The organism is Ralstonia flatus (assembly GCF_958439105.1).
In the GTDB taxonomy this organism is placed as follows: Bacteria; Pseudomonadota; Gammaproteobacteria; order Burkholderiales; family Burkholderiaceae; genus Ralstonia; species Ralstonia flatus.
Map to the genome: position 1 here is coordinate 181928 of NZ_CAUDLI010000011.1, position 24265 is coordinate 206192.

General features: G+C 66.4%; 19 protein-coding genes and 1 tRNA gene. 8 read left to right on the forward strand and 12 right to left on the reverse strand.

All coding sequences use genetic code 11. The features are described 5' to 3' along the window. Positions 1–21 precede the first annotated feature (21 nt). The 3 genes from R2676_RS22335 to R2676_RS22345 are packed head-to-tail and all read left to right on the forward strand — an operon-like array spanning position 22 to position 3998. Positions 22–762 carry a 2Fe-2S iron-sulfur cluster-binding protein gene (locus tag R2676_RS22335; RefSeq protein WP_206272530.1) on the forward strand — a complete coding sequence of 247 codons (741 nt, stop codon included), beginning with the start codon at positions 22–24 and terminating at the stop codon, positions 760–762. Between the two features lie 9 nt (positions 763–771). Further along, entirely contained in the window at positions 772–1803 is a 1032-nt protein-coding gene (locus tag R2676_RS22340) for an FAD binding domain-containing protein (RefSeq protein WP_206272529.1), read from the forward strand. Next, complete coding sequence (locus R2676_RS22345; protein WP_206272528.1) at positions 1800–3998, forward strand: xanthine dehydrogenase family protein molybdopterin-binding subunit; 2199 nt, start codon at positions 1800–1802, stop codon at positions 3996–3998. Before R2676_RS22340 ends, R2676_RS22345 begins: the two co-directional genes overlap by 4 nt. 157 nt (positions 3999–4155) lie before the next feature. On the opposite strand, the gene R2676_RS22350 is transcribed toward R2676_RS22345, so the two are convergent. Next, entirely contained in the window at positions 4156–4440 is a 285-nt protein-coding gene (locus R2676_RS22350; protein ID WP_027680419.1) for a hypothetical protein, read from the reverse strand. Positions 4441–4940: 500 nt separating this feature from the next. Here R2676_RS22350 and R2676_RS22355 point away from each other — a divergent pair, with 500 nt between their 5' ends. Together R2676_RS22355 and R2676_RS22360 are read left to right on the forward strand one after the other, a co-directional pair. Further along, a complete protein-coding gene (locus R2676_RS22355) occupies positions 4941–6071 on the forward strand; it encodes a porin (protein ID WP_206272527.1) in 1131 nt (376 codons plus the stop codon). Positions 6072–6216: 145 nt separating this feature from the next. Further along, positions 6217–7215, forward strand: a complete 999-nt coding sequence (locus R2676_RS22360; protein WP_206272526.1) for a Bug family tripartite tricarboxylate transporter substrate binding protein — start codon at positions 6217–6219, stop codon at positions 7213–7215. A 6-nt stretch (positions 7216–7221) separates the two neighbouring features. On the opposite strand, the gene kdpE is transcribed toward R2676_RS22360, so the two are convergent. From kdpE to R2676_RS22380, 4 genes are all read right to left on the reverse strand, one after another. Further along, entirely contained in the window at positions 7222–7926 is a 705-nt protein-coding gene (kdpE, locus tag R2676_RS22365) for a two-component system response regulator KdpE (protein WP_206272650.1), read from the reverse strand. Positions 7927–7997: 71 nt separating this feature from the next. After that, positions 7998–8309 carry a high-potential iron-sulfur protein gene (locus R2676_RS22370; protein WP_027680422.1) on the reverse strand — a complete coding sequence of 104 codons (312 nt, stop codon included), beginning with the start codon at positions 8307–8309 and terminating at the stop codon, positions 7998–8000. A gap of 325 nt (positions 8310–8634) precedes the next feature. Then, entirely contained in the window at positions 8635–9702 is a 1068-nt protein-coding gene (gene hisC, locus R2676_RS22375) for a histidinol-phosphate transaminase (protein WP_206272525.1), read from the reverse strand. 163 nt (positions 9703–9865) lie between these two features. Then, positions 9866–9941 (reverse strand) — tRNA-Arg (locus R2676_RS22380). A 381-nt stretch (positions 9942–10322) separates the two neighbouring features. On the opposite strand from R2676_RS22380, the gene R2676_RS22385 reads away from it, so the two are divergent. Together R2676_RS22385 and R2676_RS22390 are read left to right on the forward strand one after the other, a co-directional pair. Beyond that, entirely contained in the window at positions 10323–11219 is an 897-nt protein-coding gene (locus R2676_RS22385; RefSeq protein WP_206272524.1) for a c-type cytochrome, read from the forward strand. 175 nt (positions 11220–11394) lie between these two features. Then, positions 11395–11808, forward strand: coding sequence for a surface-adhesin E family protein (locus tag R2676_RS22390; RefSeq protein ID WP_027680425.1), 414 nt, complete (start codon positions 11395–11397; stop codon positions 11806–11808). A gap of 16 nt (positions 11809–11824) precedes the next feature. On the opposite strand, the gene R2676_RS22395 is transcribed toward R2676_RS22390, so the two are convergent. Next, positions 11825–12898: a DUF2993 domain-containing protein gene (locus R2676_RS22395; RefSeq protein ID WP_206272523.1), complete on the reverse strand. Its 1074-nt coding sequence runs from the start codon at positions 12896–12898 to the stop codon at positions 11825–11827. After that, positions 12895–14031, reverse strand: a complete 1137-nt coding sequence (locus tag R2676_RS22400) for a hypothetical protein (protein WP_316857557.1) — start codon at positions 14029–14031, stop codon at positions 12895–12897. The genes R2676_RS22395 and R2676_RS22400 overlap by 4 nt, the downstream gene beginning before the upstream one ends. 374 nt (positions 14032–14405) lie before the next feature. Between R2676_RS22400 and R2676_RS22405 the strand changes: the two genes are divergently transcribed. Further along, positions 14406–15224, forward strand: coding sequence for a MerR family transcriptional regulator (locus tag R2676_RS22405; protein ID WP_206272522.1), 819 nt, complete (start codon positions 14406–14408; stop codon positions 15222–15224). Between the two features lie 91 nt (positions 15225–15315). Here the strand turns inward: R2676_RS22405 and R2676_RS22410 are convergent, their stop codons facing one another. From R2676_RS22410 to R2676_RS22430, 5 genes are all read right to left on the reverse strand, one after another. Beyond that, positions 15316–16212 carry a metal-dependent hydrolase gene (locus tag R2676_RS22410; protein ID WP_206272521.1) on the reverse strand — a complete coding sequence of 299 codons (897 nt, stop codon included), beginning with the start codon at positions 16210–16212 and terminating at the stop codon, positions 15316–15318. Next, positions 16209–17231, reverse strand: coding sequence for an alpha/beta fold hydrolase (locus R2676_RS22415; RefSeq protein WP_206272520.1), 1023 nt, complete (start codon positions 17229–17231; stop codon positions 16209–16211). Before R2676_RS22415 ends, R2676_RS22410 begins: the two co-directional genes overlap by 4 nt. A gap of 10 nt (positions 17232–17241) precedes the next feature. Beyond that, a complete protein-coding gene (locus tag R2676_RS22420; protein ID WP_206272519.1) occupies positions 17242–18132 on the reverse strand; it encodes an SDR family NAD(P)-dependent oxidoreductase in 891 nt (296 codons plus the stop codon). A 28-nt stretch (positions 18133–18160) separates the two neighbouring features. Beyond that, positions 18161–19783, reverse strand: a complete 1623-nt coding sequence (locus tag R2676_RS22425; RefSeq protein WP_206272518.1) for a flavin-containing monooxygenase — start codon at positions 19781–19783, stop codon at positions 18161–18163. Between the two features lie 145 nt (positions 19784–19928). Then, entirely contained in the window at positions 19929–24260 is a 4332-nt protein-coding gene (locus R2676_RS22430) for an ATP-binding protein (RefSeq protein ID WP_206272646.1), read from the reverse strand. Positions 24261–24265: the final 5 nt, after the last annotated feature.

Genomic DNA, 24265 nt, shown 5'->3' on the forward strand with positions numbered 1-24265 from the left:
CCGGCCGGTGGAGCGCGCGTCATGTCCGAACATCCCTCCGCAGCCCCAAACGACCCCTCCCGCGAATCGGATGGATCACCCGCCCGCCCCAGCCGGCGTGGCTTTTTGCAGAGCGCGGCGGCCGCGGCGTCGGCGTTGGCGCTCCCGCATGAAGCCGCCGGCGCACGCCCTCAGGCGCAGGGCGCGGCCCGCTCCGCTGCCTTGGCGCCGGCGCGGCCGGTCTCGCTCAATATCAATGGCAAGCCGTATGCGCTGTCGCTGGAGCCGCGTGTCACCTTGCTCGACGCGCTGCGCGAGGTGCTGGGGCTGACCGGCACCAAGAAAGGCTGTGACCGCGGCCAGTGCGGCGCATGCACCGTCCTTGTGAACGGCCGGCGGATCAACAGCTGCCTGACGCTGGCGATCATGCATGAAGGCGAGGCCATCACCACCATCGAAGGCCTGGCGCCCGCGCACGACGGCGTGGTCGACCGTGCGGCGCTGCATCCGGTGCAGGCCGCTTTTCTTGAACACGACGCGTTTCAGTGCGGCTATTGCACGCCGGGGCAAATCTGCTCGGCGGTGGCGGTATTGGAAGAGGCGCGCCGCGGCATGCCGAGCACCGTCACGTCGCCCGAGGCACTCGGCGCAGACGGCCCGGTTGCGCTGACCGAAGACGAAATCCGCGAACGCATGAGCGGCAACCTCTGCCGCTGCGGTGCGTACCCCAACATCGTGGCGGCGATCCGCGTGGTGGCTGCCAAATCCGGCAGCACGGTTTAAGGAGCCGCCATGCAATCGATTGCCTATGACCGCGCGTCTTCCGTCGAGGCTGCCGTGCGCTTGGCCCAGGAGCCGGGCGCACGCTATATCGGCGGCGGCACGAACCTGCTGGACCTGATGAAGGGCGGCGTCGAGCAGCCGCAGCGGCTGGTGGATGTCAGCCGCCTGCCGCTGGCGCAGATCCGCGCGTTGCCCGACGGTAGCCTGAGACTTGGCGCGATGGCACGCAATGCCGATACGGCGGCGCATCCGCTGGTGCGCTCGCGCTATCCGCTTCTGACTGAGGCGATTGTGTCGGGCGCGTCGGGCCAGCTGCGCAACATGGCCACCAACGGCGGCAACCTGATGCAGCGCACGCGCTGCCATTACTTCTACGACACGGCGTACCCGGCGTGCAACAAGCGGCAGCCCGGCTCGGGCTGCGCCGCGCGCGAGGGTTTCAGCCGCATGCACGCCATCCTCGGTGCGAGCGAGGCCTGCGTGGCGACGCATCCATCCGACATGGCCGTCGCGCTGGCCGCGCTGGACGCCACGGTGGTTGTGCACGGCACGCATGGCGAGCGGCGTATCCCGATCGAAGCCTTCCATCGGTTGCCGGAAGCGCATCCCGAAATCGATACGGCGCTCGGGCCTGGCGAGCTGATCGTCGCCATCGATCTGCCGCCGCCCGTGTTCGGCTCGCACGTGCATTACCTGAAGGTGCGCGACCGCGCCAGCTACGCGTTTGCGCTGGTGTCGGTGGCTGCGGCGCTGGCCTTGCAGACCGATGGGCGGACGATTAGGGAGGCGCGCATTGTGCTCGGTGGCGTCGCGCACAAGCCGTGGCGGGCGCATGCGGCCGAGCAGATGCTGGCGGGCCAGGCGGTGGATGCGCAGTTGTTTGCCCAGGCGGGCGCGCTGGCCGTGCAGGGCGCCCAGCCGCTGCGCGACAACGGCTTCAAGGTGCCGCTCGCACAGCGGGCGGTGGCCCGGGCACTCACCATCGCGGGCAATCTCGCCAATCCCGCGAATCCCGCCAACCCGACAGGAGGTGTGGCATGAGCAACGTCGGCCAACCGCTGGACCGCACCGACGGTCTGCTCAAAGTCACGGGCCAGGCGCGCTACTCAGCAGAGTTCCAGGTGCCGCGTCTGGTGCATGCCGTGCTGGTGCAGAGCACCGTGCCGGCCGGTCGGATCACGCGGGTCGATACCCATGTCGCGCAGGCCATGCCCGGCGTGCTGCTGGTGATGACGCAAGAGAACGCACCGCGCTTGCCCAACGGTGGCGAGCCCGCGCTGGAACCGCCGGCCGGGCGCGTGCTGTCGCTGCTGCAGGACGATCAGGTGCATTACAACGGCCAGCCCGTCGCGCTGGTGGTGGGCGACACGCTGGAACATGCGCAGGCCGCAGCGCGCATGGTGCGCGTGGAGGTTGCCCAGCAGCCGGCGCGGCTCGATTTCGAAACTGCCCGCGCCGATGCGCACTCGCCCGGCAAGGTGCAGGGGCAGTCGGCCGACACCACGCGCGGCGACGTGGTTGCCGGCATGGCGCGGGCGGCGCAGCGCATTGAGGCCGTCTACGGTACGCCCATGGAAACGCACAACCCGATGGAGCCGCACGCGACCATCGCCGTGTGGGAGGGCGATTCGCTCACGCTGTACGACAGCACGCAATACGTCTCGGGCGTGCGCCGCACCGTCGCAAAGACGCTTGGCCTGTCGCCGGACAAGCTCCGTGTGGTGTGCCCGTTCGTGGGCGGCGGGTTTGGCTGCAAGGGCTCGGTGTGGTCGCACGTGGTGCTGGCGGCGATGGCTGCTCGGCAGGTGGGGCGGCCCGTCAAGCTGGTCCTGGAGCGGCCGCAGATGTTCGGCCCCGTTGGCGGCCGCCCGCGCACCGAGCAGCGCATCGCCCTGGGCGCCGCCAGCGATGGCCGCTTCACCGCCATCTCGCATGACTCGCTGACCACCACGTCGATGATCGAGGATTGGACCGAGCCCTGCGCCATCGTCACGCGCATGCTTTACGACACGCCCAACCAGCGGACGACGCATCGGCTGGCGCGTCTGAACGTCGGTACGCCCACCTTCCAGCGCGCCCCCGGCGAAGCCACCGGCACGTTCGCGCTCGAAGTCGCGCTGGACGAGATGGCCTACGCGCTCGGCATCGACCCCGTGGAACTGCGCCTGCGCAACGATGCCGCCCAAGACCCGGAAAAACGCATCCCGTGGTCGAGCAAATCCCTGGCTGCGTGCTACCGGGCGGGCGCCGAACGCTTCGGCTGGGCGCGCCGCAACCCGCAGCCGGGCAGCATGCGTGAGGGCAACACACGCGTCGGCTGGGGCATGGCCACGGCCACGTACCCGGCCAATCGCAGCGCGGCCGCTGCCACGGCGCGCTATCTGCCGGACGGTACGGCGCAGGTCGAATCGGGCTCGCAGGATCTGGGCACCGGGACCTACACGGTGATGACGCAGGTAGCGGCCGACGCCATGGGCATGCCCGTCGACCGCGTGCACTTCAGCCTGGGCGATACGCGCATGCCGGAAGCGCCGGTGTCGGGCGGCTCGCAGAGCGTGGCTAGCGTCTCGCCCGCGGTGCAGGCCGCCGGCCAGCAGGCGCGCGATGCATTGATTGCCGCGGCCATTGCCGACGCCAGTTCCCCGCTGCATGGGCTGGCCGCTGGCGACATCACTGTGGCCGACGGTGTCCTCACCGCACGCAGCGGTGCGCGGGAACCGGTGGCTGCCGTGGTTGCGCGCCATGGCAGCCCCATCGAGGCGACCGCCAAGGTGCAGCCGGGGGAGGAAAAGCAGAAGTTCTCAATGCACTCGTTCGGCGCGGTATTTGTCGAGGTGCATGTCGATGCGGATCTGGGCGTGGTCCGCGTCCCGCGCATCGTCGGCAGCTACGGCGTGGGGCGGTTGCTCAATGCCAAGACGGGGCGCAGTCAGCTCATGGGCGGCATCGTCTGGGGGATGGGCATGGCGCTGTTCGAAGAGAGCCTGCTCGACACGCGCTACGGCCGCATCGTGAACAACAACCTGGCGGAATACCACGTGCCCGTCAACGCCGATGTGCCCGACATCGACATCCTCGTACTCGACGAGGCGGACGCGTACGTCAACCCGCTGGGCGCCAAGGGCATCGGCGAGATCGGCATCACGGGCGTGCCGGCGGCCATCGCCAACGCCGTCTACCACGCCACCGGCCGGCGCGTGCGCGAATTGCCGATCACGCTCGACAAGCTTATCTGAGCGCGCATGAAAAAGCCCCGCTGGCGCATCACCGGCGGGGCCCGAGTGGGCCAAGAGGCGGAAAACGGAGGATGCCTGGAGACCGGCCCGTAACTGATCAATGCGTAACGGCTGTGTGACGGCCGCGTGACGAACGCGGTGAATGCCGTTCAGCGCATCAATTCGGAACCGGATACCCGTAGACCGTACCGCCGCCCTCGCGGGCGCGGCCGGCCGGGTCGCTGCGCATGCCTTCCGAATACGGATCGAAGCGGCCTGCGCGCGCGCCTTCTGTATACGTATCGAAGCGTCCGGTGCGGGCACCGTCGCTGTAGACGTCGAACCGTTCGGCGCGTGCATCCTGCCCGAACACTTCCACGCGGCTGGCCTGCGCCCAAGCGCTGCCCGCCGCGAGGGCCCCGACCGCCAGCATGGCGGCCAACCCCATCTGCTTGAGTCGCATGGCGAACTCCTTCTTCAACTGATTTTCGGTGCTGTTTTTAAGCGTGGTCATTTGATGTCTTGCCACGGTCTACAGCCTAGGTCAGGGGGCATACCGTATCCACGGTGGTGCGACGAACGGTTCGTTGTCGGCGCTGAAATGATGCAAGTCAGCGTGAACGGCGCTGAAAAGCGCGCCAATGGCGTAACGCGTCCTGCAATCTCCCATCCTTTTTGTCTAATCAAGAGACGGGGTGAAAGCCGGCGCCCGGCGTTGATGCACCACAGCAGGGCGCCACGCGCCGGCAAGCCTTGCCATAGGCCGATTTGGTGCAGCGCATCAAAAGCGATGCGCGCTTACCACACTTGGTAGAACGATTCCGTGAATTGCTTTGCCGCGCATATGGGCTTTTGTTAAATTTGCGCGGCACTTCCGACACGGAAGTTAAGGAAACGGAGGAGCCCAACCTCATGCACACGGGGTCGGGCGGTTTGAGACAACTCTTTTTATTACGAGCCCACATGAAAAAGTCTGCCATTCTGGTTGCCGTTGGCGCCCTGTTCGCAGGTTCTGCCTACGCCCAATCGAGCGTGACGCTGTACGGTATTGTCGATACCAGCATTCACTACATCAACAACGCCAACCAAGCTGGCAACAGCGTGACCCAGATGGAAAGCGGCGCTGTGTCGAACAGCCGCTGGGGCCTGAAGGGCTCGGAAGACCTGGGTGGCGGCAACAAGGCACTGTTCGTGCTGGAAAGCGGCTTCAACTCCGACTCGGGCACGATGAGCAGCAAGGGTACGCTGTTCAACCGTCAATCGTTCGTGGGTCTGTCGAACAAGGACCTGGGCACCATCACCCTGGGTCGTCAATACAACTTCGGCTTCACGACGGGCGGCAACTTCGACCCGCTGGGCGTGGGTAACTACGACGGCAACTCGTGGATGTACTACGGCCTGACCGGTCTGCGTGAATCCAACATGCTGAAGTACGAAGGCAAGTGGAACGGCCTGTCGGTCGGCCTGGCCTACGGCTTTGGCGAAGTGGCTGGCGCTGCTAGCCAGAACTCGTACGTTGGCGGCACGGTGGCCTATGAATTCGGCCCGGCCTACATCGGCGCATTCGCACAGCAGCACAAGGACGTTGCTGGCAACAAGCAAACCGTTTGGGGTATCGGTGGTAACTACACCATCGCCGCAGCCAAGCTGTTCGCAGGCTACATCGACAGCAGCGACGCCACGGGTTGCGTGAACAGCTCGGCTAACTGCGTCGGCGGCAGCGCCTTCGGCCTGAACATCTACGGCAACGCCACCTCGGGCGCTGGCCTGACCCCGGGCGCCACGAAGCGTCGTGACCACGTCGGCATCCTGGGCGTGACGTACAACGTCACCCCGGCTCTGGCTCTGACGGGCGCGTTCTACTACGACAGCATCAAGAACGCTGCTCTGACCGCCGGCAACGACGGCAAGCGCTACACCGGCGTGCTGCTGGCCGAGTACGCCCTGTCCAAGCGCACGCAAGTGTACGGCACGGTCGACTACAACAAGGTCAAGGACGCAGCTCTGCCGGAACTGTCGGGTGGCGGCAACGCAACCGGCGTTGGCAAGTCGAACCAGACGAGCGTTGGCGTGGGTATCCGCCACATCTTCTAATCGACACTGTCACGCGATTGGGAATGGAAAAGGCGCCTTCGGGCGCCTTTTCTTTTGCCTGCTGTTTTTGTACGTCGCCGGGGCGAGCTTGCCTGGGCATCGGCCTACAATGTTCCTTTCCGTTTCTTCCCCCTGACATTGCGCCATGACTTCCGCACGTACCGCCCGCCGTCGTCTGATTGCTTCTGCCGTGATGCTGTGCGCCGGCCTGCCGCTGCTGGCCTCTGTGCCTGCCCAGGCGCAGGACTATCCGGCCAAGCCGATTCGCATCATCGTCGCGTATCCGACCGGTGGCATTTCCGACAATGTGGCGCGTGCGCTGGGTGAAAAGCTGTCTGCGCAACTGGGCCAGCCGGTGGTGGTGGAAAACCGCGCGGGTGCCGGTGGCAGCATCGGCATGGACGCCGTAGCCAAGTCGGCGCCCGATGGCTACACGCTGGGCTTCTCGTCGGTCAGCCCGCTCACGCTCAATCCGCATTTCGGCAAACTGCCGTATGACCCGCAGAAAGACATCGCGCCCGTAGCCAACGTGATGTACGCACCGATGATCCTGCTGGGCACGCCGTCGTTCACCGGCAAGAGCTTTGCCGACATGCTCAGCCAGTCCCGCACCAAGCCGGGTTCGATCCGCTGGTCGACATCGGGCCTCGGTACGGTGGGGCATCTCGCGCTGGAGCAGATCAAGTCGCAGGCGCGCGTGGATATCACGCTCATCCCGTACAAGGGCGGCGGCCAGCAACTGACGGATGCGCTGGGCGGCCAGGTGGAAGTCATGTCGACCAACGTCGGTCCGACCTTGATGCAACACATCACCAGCGGCAAGCTGCGCCCGCTGGCGGTGGGTGCGCCGCACCGGCTCGATGCGCTGCCGAATGTGCCGACCTTCACCGAACTCGGTTACGCCAAGGCGAACATGGCCTCGACCTTCGGCGTGTTCGCGCCCGCCAAGACGCCGGCCCCCGTGATTGCCCGATTGAACGCCGAGATCAACAAGGCGCTGGCTGCGCCCGATCTGCGCGAGCGCCTCACGCAGGCCGCCGTGGTGCCGGTGGGCGGCACAGCCGAGCAGTTTGCCGCGGCCATTCGCGCCGAATATGACAGCAACGGCCGCATCGTGCGCGCCGCCGGCATCAAGGAGCAGTGAACCGGCTTATGCCGTGAAGCGGTACCCGACGCCGACTTCGGTCAGCAGGTGTTCGGGGCGCGCGGGGTCGCGCTCCAGCTTGTGGCGCAGATGGCCCATGTAGATGCGCAGATAGTGGCTGCTGTCGGAATGCGCGGGCCCCCAGACTTCGCGCAGCAGCTCGCGGTGCGTCATCACGGTGCCGCGTCGGCCGAGCAGCACCGCCAGCAGCCGGTATTCGATCGGTGTGAGATGCACCGCTTCGCCGTTGCGGCTGACCAGGCGGCGTGCCAGGTCCACTTCCACCTCGCCGAAGCGGATGACGCTGCCGCCGTCTTCGCCGCGCTTGGCATGTCGCCGCAGCAGCACGCGCAGGCGCGCAACCAGCTCGCCCACGCCGAAGGGTTTGGTCAGGTAATCGTCCGCGCCCGCATCGAGCGCGTCGATCTTGTCGCGCTCATCCACGCGCGCCGAAAGCACGAGCACCGGCACTTCCGTCCAGGTGCGCAGCTCGCGAATCAGCTGCATGCCATCGCCATCGGGCAGGCCCAGATCGAGGATCACCGCGTCCGGCTGGCGTGTGCCGGCTTCGATCAGGCCGCGCTCGACGCGGTCGGCTTCATGGACTTCGCAGCCTTCCTCCTCCAGTGCGGCGCGCACGAAGCGTCGGATGTGCGGTTCGTCGTCGATGACGAGGACGGTGGGTGTGAATGTGAACGGCATGGCACGCATTGTAGAGCGAGTGCCCATGAAAAAACGGACCCCGCAGAGTCCGTTTTTTCATGGGTGCGATACCGTTTCGCTCAGGCCTTTTTGGCCCAGGCGCTGCACCAGCCCTTGTTGGCGACGTCCTTGCCGGCGAACAGCGGGCAACCGCCTTGCGCAGCCGCACCGCCTTGGTACAGGGCGCAGTTGCCGCAGTGCTGATCCGGCGTGTGCTTCGGGAACTTCGCCTTGTCGGCCTTGGTGGTGTCAGCCACGTAGCCCAGCGCCTTGGCTTGCGGGTCGCTTTCCGCCACCATCGGTGCAGCCAGTGCCAGGTCCGACATCGACATGACGGCGCCCGCGGCGGCCACGATGGGGATGCTCTTCAGGAATTGACGACGATTGGACATGCTGATTCCTTTTGTGGGAGTGTGTTGTGTGGCGTCCCGTGCCGCCCGCGCAGTGCTCAGGCTCGCCCTAGGGGACAGCGGACGGCGTCGGCGCGCCGTTTACCCGCTCGTGCATTCTGGCACAGCAATTGGCCGCCGGCATCTGCGTACGGTCAATGTTCCCCATACCTGCGCGCAGTAATCGCTGACTTTCGCGGCCCTCCATCCACATCGCGCCCTGACGCGCACGCACCGTGTGGTCGAGGCCTGCAGCAATCAGCGCGGGGCGCTGTCCACCGAACGACGGGCGGACCCCGGTGGCAATTTGCCGCAGACGCCCCCGTACTTATTTCAGCAGCCCACGCAGCGCATTTAAGAATGCGTCGCATTCATCGTCGGTGCCCACGGTGATGCGCAGATGCTGGTCGATGCGTGCAAGCTTGAAATGGCGCACGAAGATGGCCTGCTCTTTCAGACGCGCCGCCAGCGTGGCTGCATCGTGCGCCGGATGCCGCGCGAAGACGAAGTTCGCCATCGACGGCACGACCTCGAACCCGAGCGACTGCAGCGATTGCGTCAGCCGCGTGCGACTCGCCATCACGCGTGCGCACGTGGCGCGGAAGTACGCATCGTCTTCGTAAGCCGCTTGCGCCGCGGCCTGCGCGAGGCGGTCCAGCGGATACGAATTGAAACTGTCCTTCACGCGGTTGAGCGCTTCGATGAGCGCCGCGTGCCCAAACGCAAAGCCCACGCGCATGCCGGCCAGCGAGCGCGACTTCGACGTCGTGTGCACCACGAGCAGATTCGGATAGCGGTCGATGAGCGCAATGGCAGACTCGGCCCCGAAATCGACATAGGCCTCATCCACCACGACCACCGACGACGGATTCGCAGCGACGATCCGTTCGATCTCTGCCAGCGGCAGCGCGTGGCCGGTCGGCGCGTTCGGGTTCGGGAACAGCACGCCGCCCGCGTCGCCAAGATAGTCATCGGCGCGGATGGAGAAGTCGTCCGCCAGCGGCACCACTTCGCACTGCACGCCGTACAGCCGCGCGTAGGTCGGGTAGAAGCTGTACGAAATGTCGGGAAAGCGCAGCGGCTTGTCGTGCTTGAGCAGCGCGTGGAAGACGTGCGCCAACACTTCGTCCGACCCGTTGCCCGCAAAGACCTGCTCGGGCTTGAGGCCGACCTGCGCGGCGACGGTCTCGCGCAGCCGTCGCGACAGCGGATCGGGATAGCGGCGCAGGCTGTCGCCTGACGCTCCCAGCTCGGCAGAGATTGCTGCCACCACACGCGGCGACGGCGGGTACGGATTTTCGTTCGTATTCAGCTTGATGGGCCGCGCGATGGCCGGCTGCTCGCCTGGGACGTAAGGCACCAGCTGCTGAACGATATCGCTCCAGTAACGGCTCACGGTTCGACTCCTGATGGGGGATTGTCAGCGTGCCCGCTGCGCGATCGAGCAATCGAAATGGCAGGCACCAGAAATGGTTCGAAAACAGGCAAACCGCCACGTCGCGGCAGAAGCGCGGTTCTGGCAGGGAAAGCCGTGCAGGTTTGGGTGGATCTTCGATGTGTGGCGCGCCCGGCTGGGATCGAACCAGCAACCCCTGCCTTCGGAGGGCAGTACTCTATCCATTGAGCTACGGGCGCATATCGGCACAGAACGCACCGAAAGAGAAGCCCCGCAGGATAGCGCATTTGGGCGCAAGCGTCCATCGGGCGCCCGTGAACGGCCCGGTACGGGGCGTGCTGCTGCAACGTTTCGTTGGGTTTTTGACGCAGGTCGAAAAGCGGCGCCTAGGGCTGTCCCGCGTGTCAAAGGCCCAGGCATTGCGGATATAATCGCGCGTTATTTGCCAGAAGAAAGACGGGGACAGGTCTGTCTGGGCCGACGCGGCGACTCAATCGCCATGGTCTTCCTGCCCTCATCGCGATCCAATGCGGCCCCCATGCTCTGCCGGCGATGCTCGTGACCTTGCCGGCGGCGCTCCGAGGGCTCCAAGAGCGGTTCCACCATCCTGAGAGTTGAGCATGAGCGACGCGCAACACGACGAACACGAGCCTCTGATCAAGACCCCCAAGCAGCTGATCATCGCGGTGATCGCCGCCTTTGCCGTTCCCATCCTCATCATCATCCTGCTGGCCAATTACGTTGGCCTGGGCGCCAAGGAAGGCGCGGGCGGCTCCGGCATGTCGGAAGAGGCCGTCAACGATCGCATCAAGCCCGTTGCGCAACTCGAACTGAAAGATCCCAACGCACCCCGCGTCTACAAGACCGGCGAGCAGCTCTATAAGGAAGTCTGCGCGACTTGCCACGCAGCAGGCGTGGCTGGCGCGCCCAAGTTTGGCGATGCGGCCAGCTGGGGCCCGCGCCTGTCGCAGGGCCTGGATGGCCTGACGAAGGTGGCGCTGGCCGGCAAGGGTGGCATGCCCGCACGCGGCGGCACGTCGCCGGATGATGTGAGCGACTATGAAATTGAGCGCGCCATCGTCTACATGGCCAACTCCGCGGGCGGCAAGCTGCAGGAACCGGCCGCCCCGGCCGGCGCGGGCGCAGCACCGGCTCAGGCGGCTGCACCGGAAGCATCGGCCCCGGCGGCTGCACAGGCTCCGGCCGCTGCTGCGGCGGCACCTGCTGCGGCGGCACCGGCCGCGCCCGCCGTAGCGGCCGCACCGCAAGCAGCTGCAGGTGAGGTTGGCAAGAAGGTCTACGATTCGACGTGCCAGATGTGCCACGCTGCCGGTGTGGCCGGCGCGCCGAAGTTTGGCGACAAGGCTGCCTGGGCGCCGCGCATTGCCGAAGGCAAGGCCAAGATGTACGACATCGCGCTGCACGGCAAGGGCGCAATGCCGCCCAAGGGTACGTATGCCGGCTCCGACGACGACGTGAAAGCCGCCGTCGACTACATGGCCGCCGCTGCCAAGTAAGCCGCCCCCCATCCCGAAGAAGCCCGCCCTGTGCGGGCTTTTTTGTTGTCTGCCGGGGCAGCGGCGCACCCCGGGGCATGCCGTTTGCTACGTCGAGTTTTGATGTGCGGAGAACGATGCAGTGGTGCTGCCACGCCGCACATACGTCTGTGCAATGAGGCAAACGGAGGTTGTGATGCGAACGGAACGAACGACGCTGATCTACTGGGTGGCTGCTGCGCTGGCAATGGGCAGCTCGATGGCCATGGCGGCCGACAACTGGGTCAAGCTGGCCCCGCTGGCCAACAACAGCGGCTCGCTCTATCTGGACAAGGACTCCATCGAGCGCAACGCGGATGGCACCGTGCGCGCCACGACGCGCGACGCCTATGACGCGCCGCGCAAGCTCTCAGACGGCAAGGCGTATCAGTACGATACGCGCACGTCCGTCTACGACTGCAAGGCGGGGCGCATTCTGCCGGTCAGTGCGCTGATCCAGGATAGCCAGCACGGCACGGTGCTCACCAAGACCATCGACGGCCCCCGCTGGGAAGCCGTCGTGCCGCGCTCAGAGGGCGAGGCGATCCTGCGCGCCGTCTGCCAAAAGTAGTGCGCTGACGATGGCGTCACTGGACGGCCGCCGCCGGCGCGAGGTCGACGCGCAGCGTGCCGTCCGCGTCCATGCGCGTGGTGCCGCGCGCGGCGGCCTCGCGGTAGTGGTACAGATCGAAGCGCAGCGGCCCACGCGTTGACGTATCGGTCACGAGAATGCGGCTGTTGGCCACCAGCACGTTGTACATCTTCAGGTCGCCGGACTGGATCCAGATGCGGCTGGCGGCGTCGGTTGGCGCAGGCGCGCACATGGCGGGCGCGGGGCCGAAGCCGAGCACCAGCCCGTCGGGCGTGACACGCGCCGTCTTCATCTGACCGATCAGGCGCGGCGGCGGAAACACCGTGTATTGGTCCAGCACCATGTCGTTGCCGTCGAGCCTGGCGCCGGGGCGGTTGAGCGGCGCAAGCTGCGACAGCTCCAGGCCCATCCCCTTGAGCAGCGCCAGCGTCTGGATGCCCATCACGCGTGCCTCGGTGGGCGTGTAGACAAGGTAACGCGATTCCTTGAGCGCCAACGTGCCGCGCATGCCGAACGGCAGCCACACGCCGGGAAAATGATTGCGCAGCTTGAGCCCGCCCGACACGTCGAGCACGCCGTCGCCGGGTGTGAGCGACAACGCGTTGAGCGAGCGCGGCGAATAGTCGAGCAGATACCGGTTGAACAGCGCGTCGAGCGACTCCTTGGGCACCGTCACTTCGCCGCCAAGGATGCGGATGTCGAACTGGCCCGGGTCGTCCATGTCGACGGGCTGCCCCGGCTTGTGCGCCACGAGCTGCGCGGTCAGTTGATGCACGTGGAAACCGATGTCGCCGGTGATGCGGAAATCCACATCGCGCATCTGCACGACGGGCGGTGCGGTACCGGAATCGCGCGCGGCGGCCGGGCCGCTGGCGTTGGGCGCGCCCGAGGACGGGTCGCAGCGCTGTGTCCATTGCTGGCGCACCGTGGTCAACTCCTTGCGTTGGGCGTTGGCCATTGGCGGCTCCGCGGCGCGTGCGAGCGCACTGGCCAGAAGGCCGGTCAGGCCGAGCGTCACCAACGCCAGGCGCAACATCACAGCAGCGAAAGCGAAGGCGGGGGCGATCATGGCGCGGTCCTCTTGGCGAGTTGCAGGGCAGGCTTGCTCGTCTTGGCAACCGCAGTTGCCTTGGCGGCCTTGGCAGCGGCCAGCCTGTCGAACGACGGCATCAGCACGCGAATGCCGCCATCCGGCGAGAAGCGCAGCGACCCCGCCACGAGCTGATCGCGATAGCGGTACAGGTTGAAGACGAAAGGCTTGGCCGGGTCGGCCACGATGATATCGATGCGCGCGTTCATCGGCATCGAGCGCATGAAGCGGATGTCGCCACCGCGAAAGAGGATGTACGGGCGCTGCGCGTCGGCGGCGTTAGCCAGCGGCGGCATCTGCGGATTGCCGTCGCCGATCTGCATGAGCAGCCCGTCGCGCGTGACGCGGATGGCCGAGAGCTTTAAATCCAGCGCGGGCGGCGGAAACAGCTTGGGCACCTGCATGACGATTTCGCTGCCGGCCAATTGCACGGCGGGCGTCGATACCGGCAGCAGATCGGCCAGTTCGATATGCGCCGCGCCCATCAGCGCGCCGGCGTCCTGCCCGCGTACCTTGACCACGTTGGGGCGGAACACGATGGTTTGCGGATCGCGCAGCACCAGCGGGCCGCGCAGCTCGATCGGCACCCACGCGCCGCGCCGGCGCATCTCGGCACGCATGTCGAGCGTGCCGTCGTCGAGCGCGAAGCTGAAGCCGCGCAGCGGCGGATCTTGGCCCGGCCCGCGCGCAAACACGACGGTGTTGAACAGCGCGGCCATGCTCTCGGCTGTGACGCGCACCGAACCGCTCACCGGCTGCAGCGTGTACGACGACACATCGTCGAGCCACACCGGGTCGCCCGGTGCACGCGGCACCATGCGCAGCGCCAGCTGATCGACCAGAAAGCCCACGCCGCCGTCGAAACGAAAATCGACATGACGCAGATACGAGATCGCGTCGGGCTGGCCCGAATCGCGCAGCGTGGCGGGCCGCACCTCGCGCGTGGCGAGATTGCCCGACTGGAATGGCGCTCGCGCCTGCGCGCGTGCATCTTCCAGCTGCTTGGCTTTGTCGGCTTCGATGGCGCCGTGCCCGTCGCCCGCGGTGGCGCAACTCTGCAGCAGCAGTGCCGCCGCCAATGTCCCCGCAGCCCGAAGCCATGGAGCCGGCACCCGCGCACCGATGTTTTGGCCGTACCCGGCCCTAGATGGCGCCTTGGATTTTTGTCGCGGGGAGGAAAAAGAGGGGAGGCTGTTTGAGCGCAGCGAGTTTGCCTCTCCTCCCTCGCCGTGACGAAAATCCAAGGGGAAGTCGCCATCTCGGGCGCGCCTTTCTTTGCTTACCTTTCTTTGGCAAGACAAAGAAAGTAAGTCGGCCCCGGCAGGGGACGAAACAGGGGATAACCGAACAGCGTTCACAGACTGCCAGCCGCGCAGCCAACGCATCATCAAGTCCCACATCGACGGTCTCCTCGTCGTGAGAAACGCACCGGAAACGTTCCGGTCACCGACGCGGTCTGTCGCCGCGCTCGTGTAGAATTTTTTGCATGCCTGCCCGCAAACCAACCGGCGACGCCGGTCCGCCTGCCACTCTGCCCGCCCGCGAATTCACCATCGACGAACTCGCGCGCGCGGCTGAAACCACTGTCCGCAACGTTCGCTCGTATCAGGACCGCGGCCTGATCGATCCGCCCGAGCGGCGCGGCCGCGTGGGCATCTACACGCAGGCGCATCTGGGGCGGCTCAAGCTCATCAACCACCTGCTCGGGCGCGGCTACACGCTCTCCAACATCCAGGAGCTGCTCAAGGCCATCGTCGAAGGCCACGACCTGCGCTCCATCCTCGGGCTCGAATCGGCCATCGCCAGCCCGTGGTCGGACGAGTCGCCCAAGCATTACTCGCTCCTTGCGCTTGCCAAGCTGTTTGGCCGCGCCATGTCGCGTCAGGCGCTGGCACGGGCCATCTCGCTGGGCCTGCTGGAACCCGATGGCCTCGGCTATCTGGCGCGCAGCCCGAAAGCGCTGCTGGCCGGCGCGCAGATGGCGAAGGCCGGTTTCCCGCTCATCGAAGTGCTCGACATCATCGAGCGTGCCCGGCCGCATACGCAGGCGGTGGCCGACGATCTCGTCTCCATGGTCGTGCGCGAACTCGACAAGTACGGCAGCGATCTGCCGCCGGTCGAAGACGTGCCGCGTCTGGTCGACGTGATCTGGCGCATCCGTCCGCTGGCGCTGGTGGCGGTCGAAGCCGAGCTGATGCGCGCGCTTGAGACGGCCGCCAACAAATACCTGGGCGACCGCGTGGCGCAGGTCATCGAGCACATGCATGAACCGCCGGGCAGCGCGCCCGGGCCGGACAAAGGCTAGTGTCTCCGGCGCGCCCATGCGTGGGGCGCGCCTTATCTATTTCTAGTTTGATCCCGATACGACGGGTGCTGCAGGCGTTTTGAATGCCTGCTCAAGATCCGGCGGCACCCGCCGCCGACAGCTTGCGGCGGATCGACGGCGACGGCGCTTCGCCGTTCGCTGCCGCATACGCTTCGATTTCCGAGATCAGCTTGGGCAGGCGTTCAAGTGCGTCACGGTTGTCTTCATCCCACGGGTGGAATGAGGGCCGGAAGAAGTCGAAAAACTCCGGGATGATCTTGCGCAGCGGCGCCGGGTGAATCCACAGGAAATGGAACGCCTTACCGAGGCCGAGGAATTTATGCTTGACGGTGCGATCCGCAAAGATCAGCCGCAAGTGCACGTAGAACACCATCGCCCAGAAGGTAACGGTCGTCACCAACATCGTCAGCGTGCGCGTCAGGTAGCGGCCCACGCCCGGCTTGATGGCCAGGTTCCATACGTCGTAGCTGACGGCCTTGTGCTCGGTCTCTTCCATGGCGTGCCACAGCCAGACCTGGCGATAGCCGGGTTCCGAATTGCGGCCCAAGCCATCTTCATGTGAAAGCACCTGACCGGCCAGCATGGCGGTGTAGTGCTCGAGCGCCACGGTCACGGCCAACTGGTGCGACTTGGGCGTGTATTTCCGCAGCACGTTCAGGAACTTGCCAATAAACCGGTCGATGCGTGTGGCAGGCAGACCGGCGCGATCGAGCAGGTCGTTGTACAGCACGTGTTCGCGTGTGTGCATGGCTTCCTGCCCGATGAAACCGGCCACGGCCTGCTTGAGTTCGGGATCGGTCACCAGATGGCGGTAGTTGCGCACGCTGTCCATGAAGAAGCGCTCACCGGTCGGGAAGAAGATCGACAGCGCGTTCAGGAAGTGGGTCACGTGCGGGCCTCGCTCGTGCCAGTTGCTGATGCGATCAGCCGGCAGGTGAGGATGCACGTCGCGACGGACTGGCATCATGGGCGGTTCTCCTGGAATGTGGTTTCTGAAAGGCGCGTCGATGCGCGCCCCTGATCGAGGAATGCACAGAGGTCGGTCCCCACGCGTACGGGGTCTTCCTCCATCGGGATATGGCCGAGCGCCGGGTACATGCGCAGCGTGGCGCCGGGAATGCGGCGGGCGAATTCGCCGGCATGCGCGGGCGGGATCCACCGGTCGCGCTGGCCCCAGAGAATGAGCGTGGGCACTCGGATCGAGGCCAGCCCGCTGGTATCGACATCGTCAAAGCGGAACTTCGGCACCATCTTGCCGATGGCCTGTCGTGCGCCGTCGGCATAGAAGAAATCGGCGTAGCGGCGCAGCGTGGGTTCGGACACGCGCGACGGGTCGCCATACACATCACGCGTGGCGGCGCGGATGATCCCCTCAGGCAGCATCCACGGCGACGTCATCCGCACGCCAATGTGATTGAACAGATCGATGTAGATCGGCAGCTTCATCGGGAAGCCGGCGGAGTCGATCAGCACGAGCTTCTCGACGCGGCCCGGGTGCCGCACGGCAAAATCCCACGACACCATGCCGCCCAGCGAATTGCCGATCAGCGTGAGTTTCGACAGGCCGAGCGTGTCGACAAACGCGTCGATGAAGTCGCGGTACAGCGGCAGCTCCATCGTGCGCGGGCGGCCCTGTGCATCGCGCAACGGGCCGGTGATGCCGAACGGCGGCAGGTCGAGCCGGATCACGCGGTAGCGCCGCGTGAGCTGCGGCAGCACGCCGTCCCACGTATGCAGCGACGCGCCAAAACCGTGGATCAGCAGCAGCGTGCCTTCGGCGTTGGCAGCGCCTTCGTCGGTGTAATGCACGCGCGTGCCCATCAACGGCAGGTAGCGCGATTGCGGCTTGGCGTAGCGTGCGATCAGCACATCGCGGCCGATGCTGCGCAGGCCGATGCGGCCGGGGCGCAGCATGGCGCGTGCAACGTTGAGCAGGTTCGCGCGCGGGGGGCTGGCGAACAATTCTCCGGTGGTGGCCGTGTTCATCGGCGGCCTCCTACTTTGCGCGGGCGGTGGCCGGCGCCGTATCGTCGCGCAGGGCCTTCTTGCGCGAGCGGCGGGCTTCGCGCACGACCAGCGCCTGGTATGCGGCCGGCAGCAAGCGGGCCATCACATCGGCAGCGTGGGCGTCGGGGCCGATCAGCACGCGGCGCTTGTTCTTGCGCACGCCGTCCAGGATCACCTCCGCGGCCTTGTCTGCCGAGGTGATGAAGAATTTCTCGAACTCGGCCTTGCCCTGCTGTTCGTCGCGCACCAGGAAGCCGTGCATGCTCGGCGAGACGCGGCTCGACTTGGCAATGTTGGTCTTGATGCCGCCCGGATGGACGCACGTGGCCGACACGCCGCAGTTCATCAGATCCAGTTCTTGCCGCAGTGCCTCGGTGTAGCCGCGCACGGCGTACTTGCTGGCGTTGTAGGCGCCCATGCCGGGCTGCGCGAAGATGCCGAAGATGCTCGACGTATTGATGATGTGGCCGTTGCCGGTTGCTTTGAGCAGCGGCAGGAACGCCTTGGTGCCGTGCACGACGCCCCAGAAGTTGATGTTCATGATCCAGGCCAGCTCGTCGTCTTCCATGCCTTCGATCGTGCTGGACAGCGCCACGCCCGCGTTGTTGAAGATCAGGTTGACCTTGCCGTGCGCAGCGGCCGCTTCTTCGGCCCAGCGGTACACCGCGCCGCGGTCGGCCACGTCGACGGCATGCGTGGTCACGCGGATGCGGTCGCCTTCATGCGCGCGCACCAGTTGCAGCGTCTGCGCGAGCGCCGCTTCGTTGCGATCGGCCAAGGCGAGGTGGCAGCCTTCGCGCGCCAGCCGCAGCGCAAGCGAGCGGCCCATGCCCGACGCGGCGCCCGTGATGGCGGCAACCTGGTTGTTGAATGACTTCATGGCGTGGTCTCCGTGGGGCTGACGCGCGTCAGACGCGGTCGAGCGCTTCTTCGTTGGGGGTGTTTTGGGCGGCCGGCACCGTGCGGGCGGGTACGCGGAGCGGCACACCCTTCGGTACGGTCATCGGGCGCGTGCGGTAATCGGCCAGCCGGAAATGCGCGGTCGCGCGGCGGAACTGCCACGTAAATCCCGGCCACAGCGTCGTGTTCTTGCCGGTCTTCGGATCGAGGTACCAGCTCACGCAGCCGCCCGCAGACCAGATCGCATTCGACAGCCGCTTCTGGATGCCGTCGTTGAAGCGGCGCTGCACGTCCGGGCGTACGTCGATGGCGGCCACGTTGTGCGCACGCATCGACTTGAGCGCGTCGACGATGTACGCCACCTGCGACTCGATCATGAACACCATCGACGAGTGGCCGAGCCCCGTGTTCGGGCCCACCACCATGAAGAAATTCGGGAAGCCGGACACGGTAGTGCCCAGGTAGGCCTCGGCGCCGTGCTTGTCCCACATGTCGACAATGTCCACGCCCTGGCTGCCGAGCAGCACACCGCGCGGGAACGGGTCTGTTGCGTGAAAGCCCGTGCCGAAGATCAGGCAATCGACTTCGCGCCGCGTGCCGTCGGTGGTGACGATGGCGTTGGGCTCGACGCGTGCGATGCCCGAGGTGATGACGTCGACGTTGTCGCGCGTGAGGGCCGGGTAATAGTCGTTCGAAATCAGGATGCGCTTGCAGCCGATGGTGTAGTTCGGCGTGACCTTCTCGCGCAGCACGGGGTCGGCAATGCGGCGCTTGATGTGGCCGCGCGCCATGCGTTCCACCGCCTTCATCAGCTTCGGGTGGATCACAAAGCCCAGCACGCGCGACTCCAGCATCCAGTAGATGCCGGTGCGCATCAGCTTTTGCGTGAACGGCAGGTGGCGGAACAGCCAATGCTCGGCGCGCGAGACCTTGCGGTCGGGCTTGGGCAGGATCCACGGCGGCGTGCGCTGATACAGGTCGAGCCGGCCGACCTTCGGCGCAATCTGCGGCACGAACTGGATGGCCGACGCGCCGGTGCCGATCACGGCGACGCGCTTGCCGCGCAGGTCGTAATCGTGTTCCCAGAGCTGCGAGTGGAAGGCCTTGCCCTGGAAGGTTTCGATGCCGGGAATGTTCGGCCAGGCCGGACGGCTCAGGCCGCCCATGCCGGAGATCAGCGTGCGTGCACGGTAGCGGCGGCCGTCGGCCATTTCCAGGTTCCACACGCCTGCAGCGTCGTCGAACGCCGCGCGCGCCAGCTCGTGATGGAAGCGCACATGCGGGCGCACGCCAAACTCATCGGTGCAGCGCTCCAGATACGCGCGGATTTCCGGTTGCGGCGAATACATGCGCGACCAGGCCGGATTGGGCGCGAACGAAAACGAATACAGGTGCGATTGCACATCGCACGCGCAGCCGGGGTAATGGTTGTCGCGCCACGTGCCCCCGACGGAGCCCGCCTTTTCGAAGACGAGGAAGTTGTCGATGCCGTGCTGCTTGAGCTGGATCGCCATGCCCAGGCCGGCAAAGCCCGTCCCGATGATGGCGGCATCGATCAGGGGCGGGGCGTCAGGGCTGTGCGGGGCCGATGCAAAGGCGTCGGCGCGCGGGAAGTCGGTCCGTGCGTTCACGTGGTGTCTCCGTGGGCACCACTTGGGCGCCTCTTAATGTGACATTGGTCGATGTCATCGTAGGAGGCTGCCTAGACCGAGTCAATCGGCCGATTGGAACCGTTCATCTAAAAGCGGTGCATGCACCGCTTGAAACGGTTTTCCCTTATGAATCCGTCACTTGCGTGCGGTGCACAACGTCGGCGGCGCCGGATCCGAAGGCGCTTAGCAATCCGTTGATGTGCGTCAGAAGCCTCATCGTGCGCGCCCCGGCTGCGCGGATGGCGTTCGCACTGCCGTCCTCCAAGGCATGGCGGAAGGCTTCTGCCACGGCGTCCACGCCCGGGTTGTGCAACAGCGCGAGGGCGCCACCGGTGCGATGGGCCCACCGGCGCAGTGCTGCAAGGTCCATTGCATCCAGCAGCGGCTGGAGCCGCTGGGCGTCATCGGCCAGCGACGAAAGGAAGACCTGCGCCAAACCGACCGCGGCGGGGTCCGTTCCCAGGGCGGCGTGCAGGTCGTCGAGCGAGAGGGCGGGCGGCGCCTCCTCGGCAGCGCCGGCGCCTGCGGGGGCGTCGGTACTCCACAGCGCAGACAGCGCCTCCTGCAGCGTCGCGAGCGTCGTCGGTTTCAGCAGGCTGGCGTCCATGCCGACGGCGCGGCAGCGTGCGTGCTCCTCGGCCAGCGTCGTTGCGGTGATGGCGATGATCGGCAGGCGAGGGCCGTCGCCCTCTTCGTGGCGGATATGCCGGGCCAGATCGAAGCCGTCCATGCGCGGCATGTGGCAATCGGTGAGCAACGCGTCGAAACGGTGTTCGTGTAGACGTTCGAGCGCGACCACGCCGTCTTCCGCCAGCGTTACGCGATAGCCCAGCAGGCGGAGTTGCTTGGCGATCAGTTCGCGGTTGATCGGATGGTCTTCCGCCACGAGGATATGTGCACCGGGCGCTTCTGCAGGCGCGGCGGCCGGCGGTGTGTGGGCCGCCACGCTCGCCACGTGCGCATGCCCGGCTCGCCGCAGCGCGTGCTCGCACGCCCGCACGAATGCGTGCCAGTTCAGCGGATTGACGCTCAGCGCGTTGCCCGGTTCGTCGTAGCCGGCATCGGAGGTGATACGGACCGCGCGACCCTGCGCCTGCGCCGCCGCGGAGAGGAGAATGTCGGCGTCGGCAGCGGCTGCGGGCTGCAGCCCGGCGGCGAGCGCCAACTGCGTAAGGTTGTGCCGTACGGCCGCATCTTCCACGTCGATGGCAACGCTGTGCCCCGCCAGCTGCGGCAACGCATACCGCGCCTCCAGCACGGGCACGGCCAGCCGCAGCGTGACGGCCGTGCCGTGTCCCGGGGCGCTTTCCATGACGAGTTCGCCGCCCATCAGGCCGGCGAGCTGACGAGAGATCGCCAGCCCCAGGCCGGTGCCGCCGTAGCGCCGCGTGGTCGAGCGCTCGGCCTGCACGAACGGAGCGAACAGCGTGGCCTGCACCGCCGGCGAAATCCCGATGCCCGTATCCGTGACGGAGATGACGAGATGCGCCGTGTCGTCGGTGACGCGCGCGCATTCCGCTGAAAGGCGCACGCTTCCGGTGTCGGTGAACTTGATGGCGTTCGAGAGCAGGTTGAACAGGATCTGGCGTAGACGAATGCTGTCGACCGAGACGCTGGCCGGCACGTCGGCGGCCACCGTCACATGCACTGCCAGCGATTTTTCGTGTGCGCGGCTCGCCAGCAAGCCGACCGTGCCGTCAAAGACCGCGCGCAGGTCCGTGGCTGCCGGCGAGATGTCCAGCCGCCCGGCCTCGACCTTTGCGTAATCGAGGATGTCATCGAGGATATGCAGCAGCGCGCGCCCCGAATCCTGCACCAGCGAGACCATCTGCTTCTGCTCGCCTTCGAGCTTCGTCTGCTGCAGCAGTTCGACCAGGCCCAGCACACCGTTCATGGGCGTGCGGATTTCGTGGCTCATCATGGCCAGGAAGCGGTCCTTCGCGTGCAGCGCCGATTCCGCTGCGTTCTTGGCGGCCTCCAGCGCGTCGGCCTGCTCGCGCTCCGTGGTGACGTCGCTCAGGTAGCCGTTCCAGACCGTGCGCCCGTCGGGCTCGCGGTGCGGAATCGAACGTGCGTGCAGCCAGCGCACCGTACCGTCTTCGCAGATATGGCGGAATTGCTGGTCGAACGGTGTCAGCTGCTGCGCTGAGACGAGCACCGTGTCGAGCATGCGTTGCCGGTCGTCTTCGTGGATCAGCAGTGCGGGCGTAGACAGGTATTCCAGCAGATCTTGAGGCTGCGCGCCCAGCGTTTCGTACGCCTTGCCGGCCACGTAGGTGATGCGCCCTCGCGCCTGACCAGGTAGCAGTTCGAACTGGTAGACCAGCGCCGGCAGCGACTCGGTTACCTCCCGCAGGCGCTGCTCCAGGCGTTCGGCACGCGCCTGCGCTTCGCGGATCTCGCTGATGTCGACCAGCGAGGCGACGGTCCCGGCGGGTTGTCCATCCGGCAGGTGGAACGGCTCGATCCAGTACAGCACGTTGCGCGATTGGCCATCCGGCGTGTCGATGACGAGTTCTTCGCGCGTGCTTTCGCTGGTCTGCACGGCGCGCTGGTTGATCTCGGACAAAGGCGACACCTCGCTAACCGAAGACAGCCCGAGTTCCTGCGCCGTGCGGCCGAGCAAGGATGCGCGTGTCCGGCCGAACATGCTGCAGAACGCCGCATTCACCGCAACGTAGCGATGGCCGGCGTCTTTGGCGACGAGCGGAAACGGCACGGCTTCCATCAGCGCGCGCTGGAAGCTCAGTTGCCGTGCGAGCGTTTCTTCGGCGCAGCGGCGCTGATGATTTTCGCGGCGCAGCTGCATCTGCTTGATGAAGAGCGCCACGAGTGCCGCCAGTACCAGCGCCGCCACCGGCCCAAACTTGCCGAGCACGGCCGATGCCGACGGGCCGAGCTGGTAGCTGACCGACAGCCACTTGTTGCGGATGCTGACCTGCTCGCCTTCGGGCATGGCGAACAGCGCGCGGTTGATGAGCGGAACCAGCGCAGCGTATCGGGCCGACACGCCCACGCCGATGCTCTCGGTCGTGTTGGCCGAACCCGTGACCTTCAACTCGCCCGGAAAATGATGGCGGATCAGCGCGTCGGCCACCGGCAGGTTGATGATGGTGAAATCGGCCTCGCCCGCACCCACCATGGACAACGCATCGTTGACGGATCGGGCGGGCAGGATGCGGATCTTCGGGACGTTTTCGTGCAGCCGCGTGGTGAGCGTGTCGCTCGTCGGCAGCGCGACCGTCTTGCCGGAGAGTTCGGGCAGCGCTGCCACCGTGAGCGCGTCGCTGCGCCCGACGATCACCATCGGTGTGGCGTCGATCGGTTGCGTGAGCGTGAAGCCGGGCGGCTGGGAATCCTGGTCGGACATGCCGAGCAGGATGTCGATCTCGCCGTTGCGCGCCTTGGCCAGTGCGTCGGCCCAGTCGCGCACGGTCACACGCTCGAAGCGCAGGCCGAGCGTGCGAGAGAGGAAGTTCTGGTATTCGGGGAAGATGCCGAGAATCCCGCCGCCCGAGCCGTTGAAGGTGTACGGCATGTAGTCGGGATCGGCGGCGTAGCGCAGTGGCGGGAGCGAGGCCAGCATGGCGCGCTCATCGCCCGACAATTGCAGCCCGACGGAAGACGCGCCGCCTTGCGTGATCCACCGCGCGCGCAGCTCGCTCATGGTGGCGTCGGGCAACTGCGCGAGATGGCGGTCCAGATAGCGAATCAGCATCGCCTGGTCGTGCGGCGCGGCAAAGTGCAGGGCGTCGACCTGCTGATTCACCAACTGCACGATCGACAGGCGCCGGTAACGCGGCTGCGACATCAACTCCCGCGTCGGGTAGGTCACCCCTACGTAAGCGTCGGCCGCGTCGTGCAGCACGGCATCGAGGGCGTCGGCCGCCGTGGGCGTACTGATGAGGCGGATGCTCGGATATTGCGCCGACAACTCTTCTTCGAGCGAAGAGCCTTGCTCGACAGCGATGCGCGCGCCGGGGGCAAACGGATTCTGCGCCACCTGCGTGTTGTCGTTACGCGCGACCACCGCGGTGGGGCGCTCGAGGTACGGCGCGGAATAGAGCAGGCAGTGATCGTATTGCGAGCGGGGCGCCACGCTCATGATGATGTCGACATCGCCCCGGCAAGCTGCCTTGAGCAGGTCGTCACGTCGCGCAAAGACGTGCGGGATGACGCGTACCTGATCCTGCGGAATCAGATGCATCAGCAGATCGCCGGAGAAGCCGCTGAGCCGGTCGGCTTCCACGCCTTCCAGCGGTGCCATGGCGTCGCTGATGACGCCCACTGTCACCTTGGGCGGAAACTGCGTGAGCCGCTGAACCGAGCGCGCCGCGTCTTCTGCATCGGCATCACGCGAATCGCCCAGCCAGGCCAGGGCGGCCACGCAGGCAAGCAGCCCGGCACCGATACCGATGCGCAGACGTGCGGCCGCCGAAAGCGTGACCCTGGCCATCATGG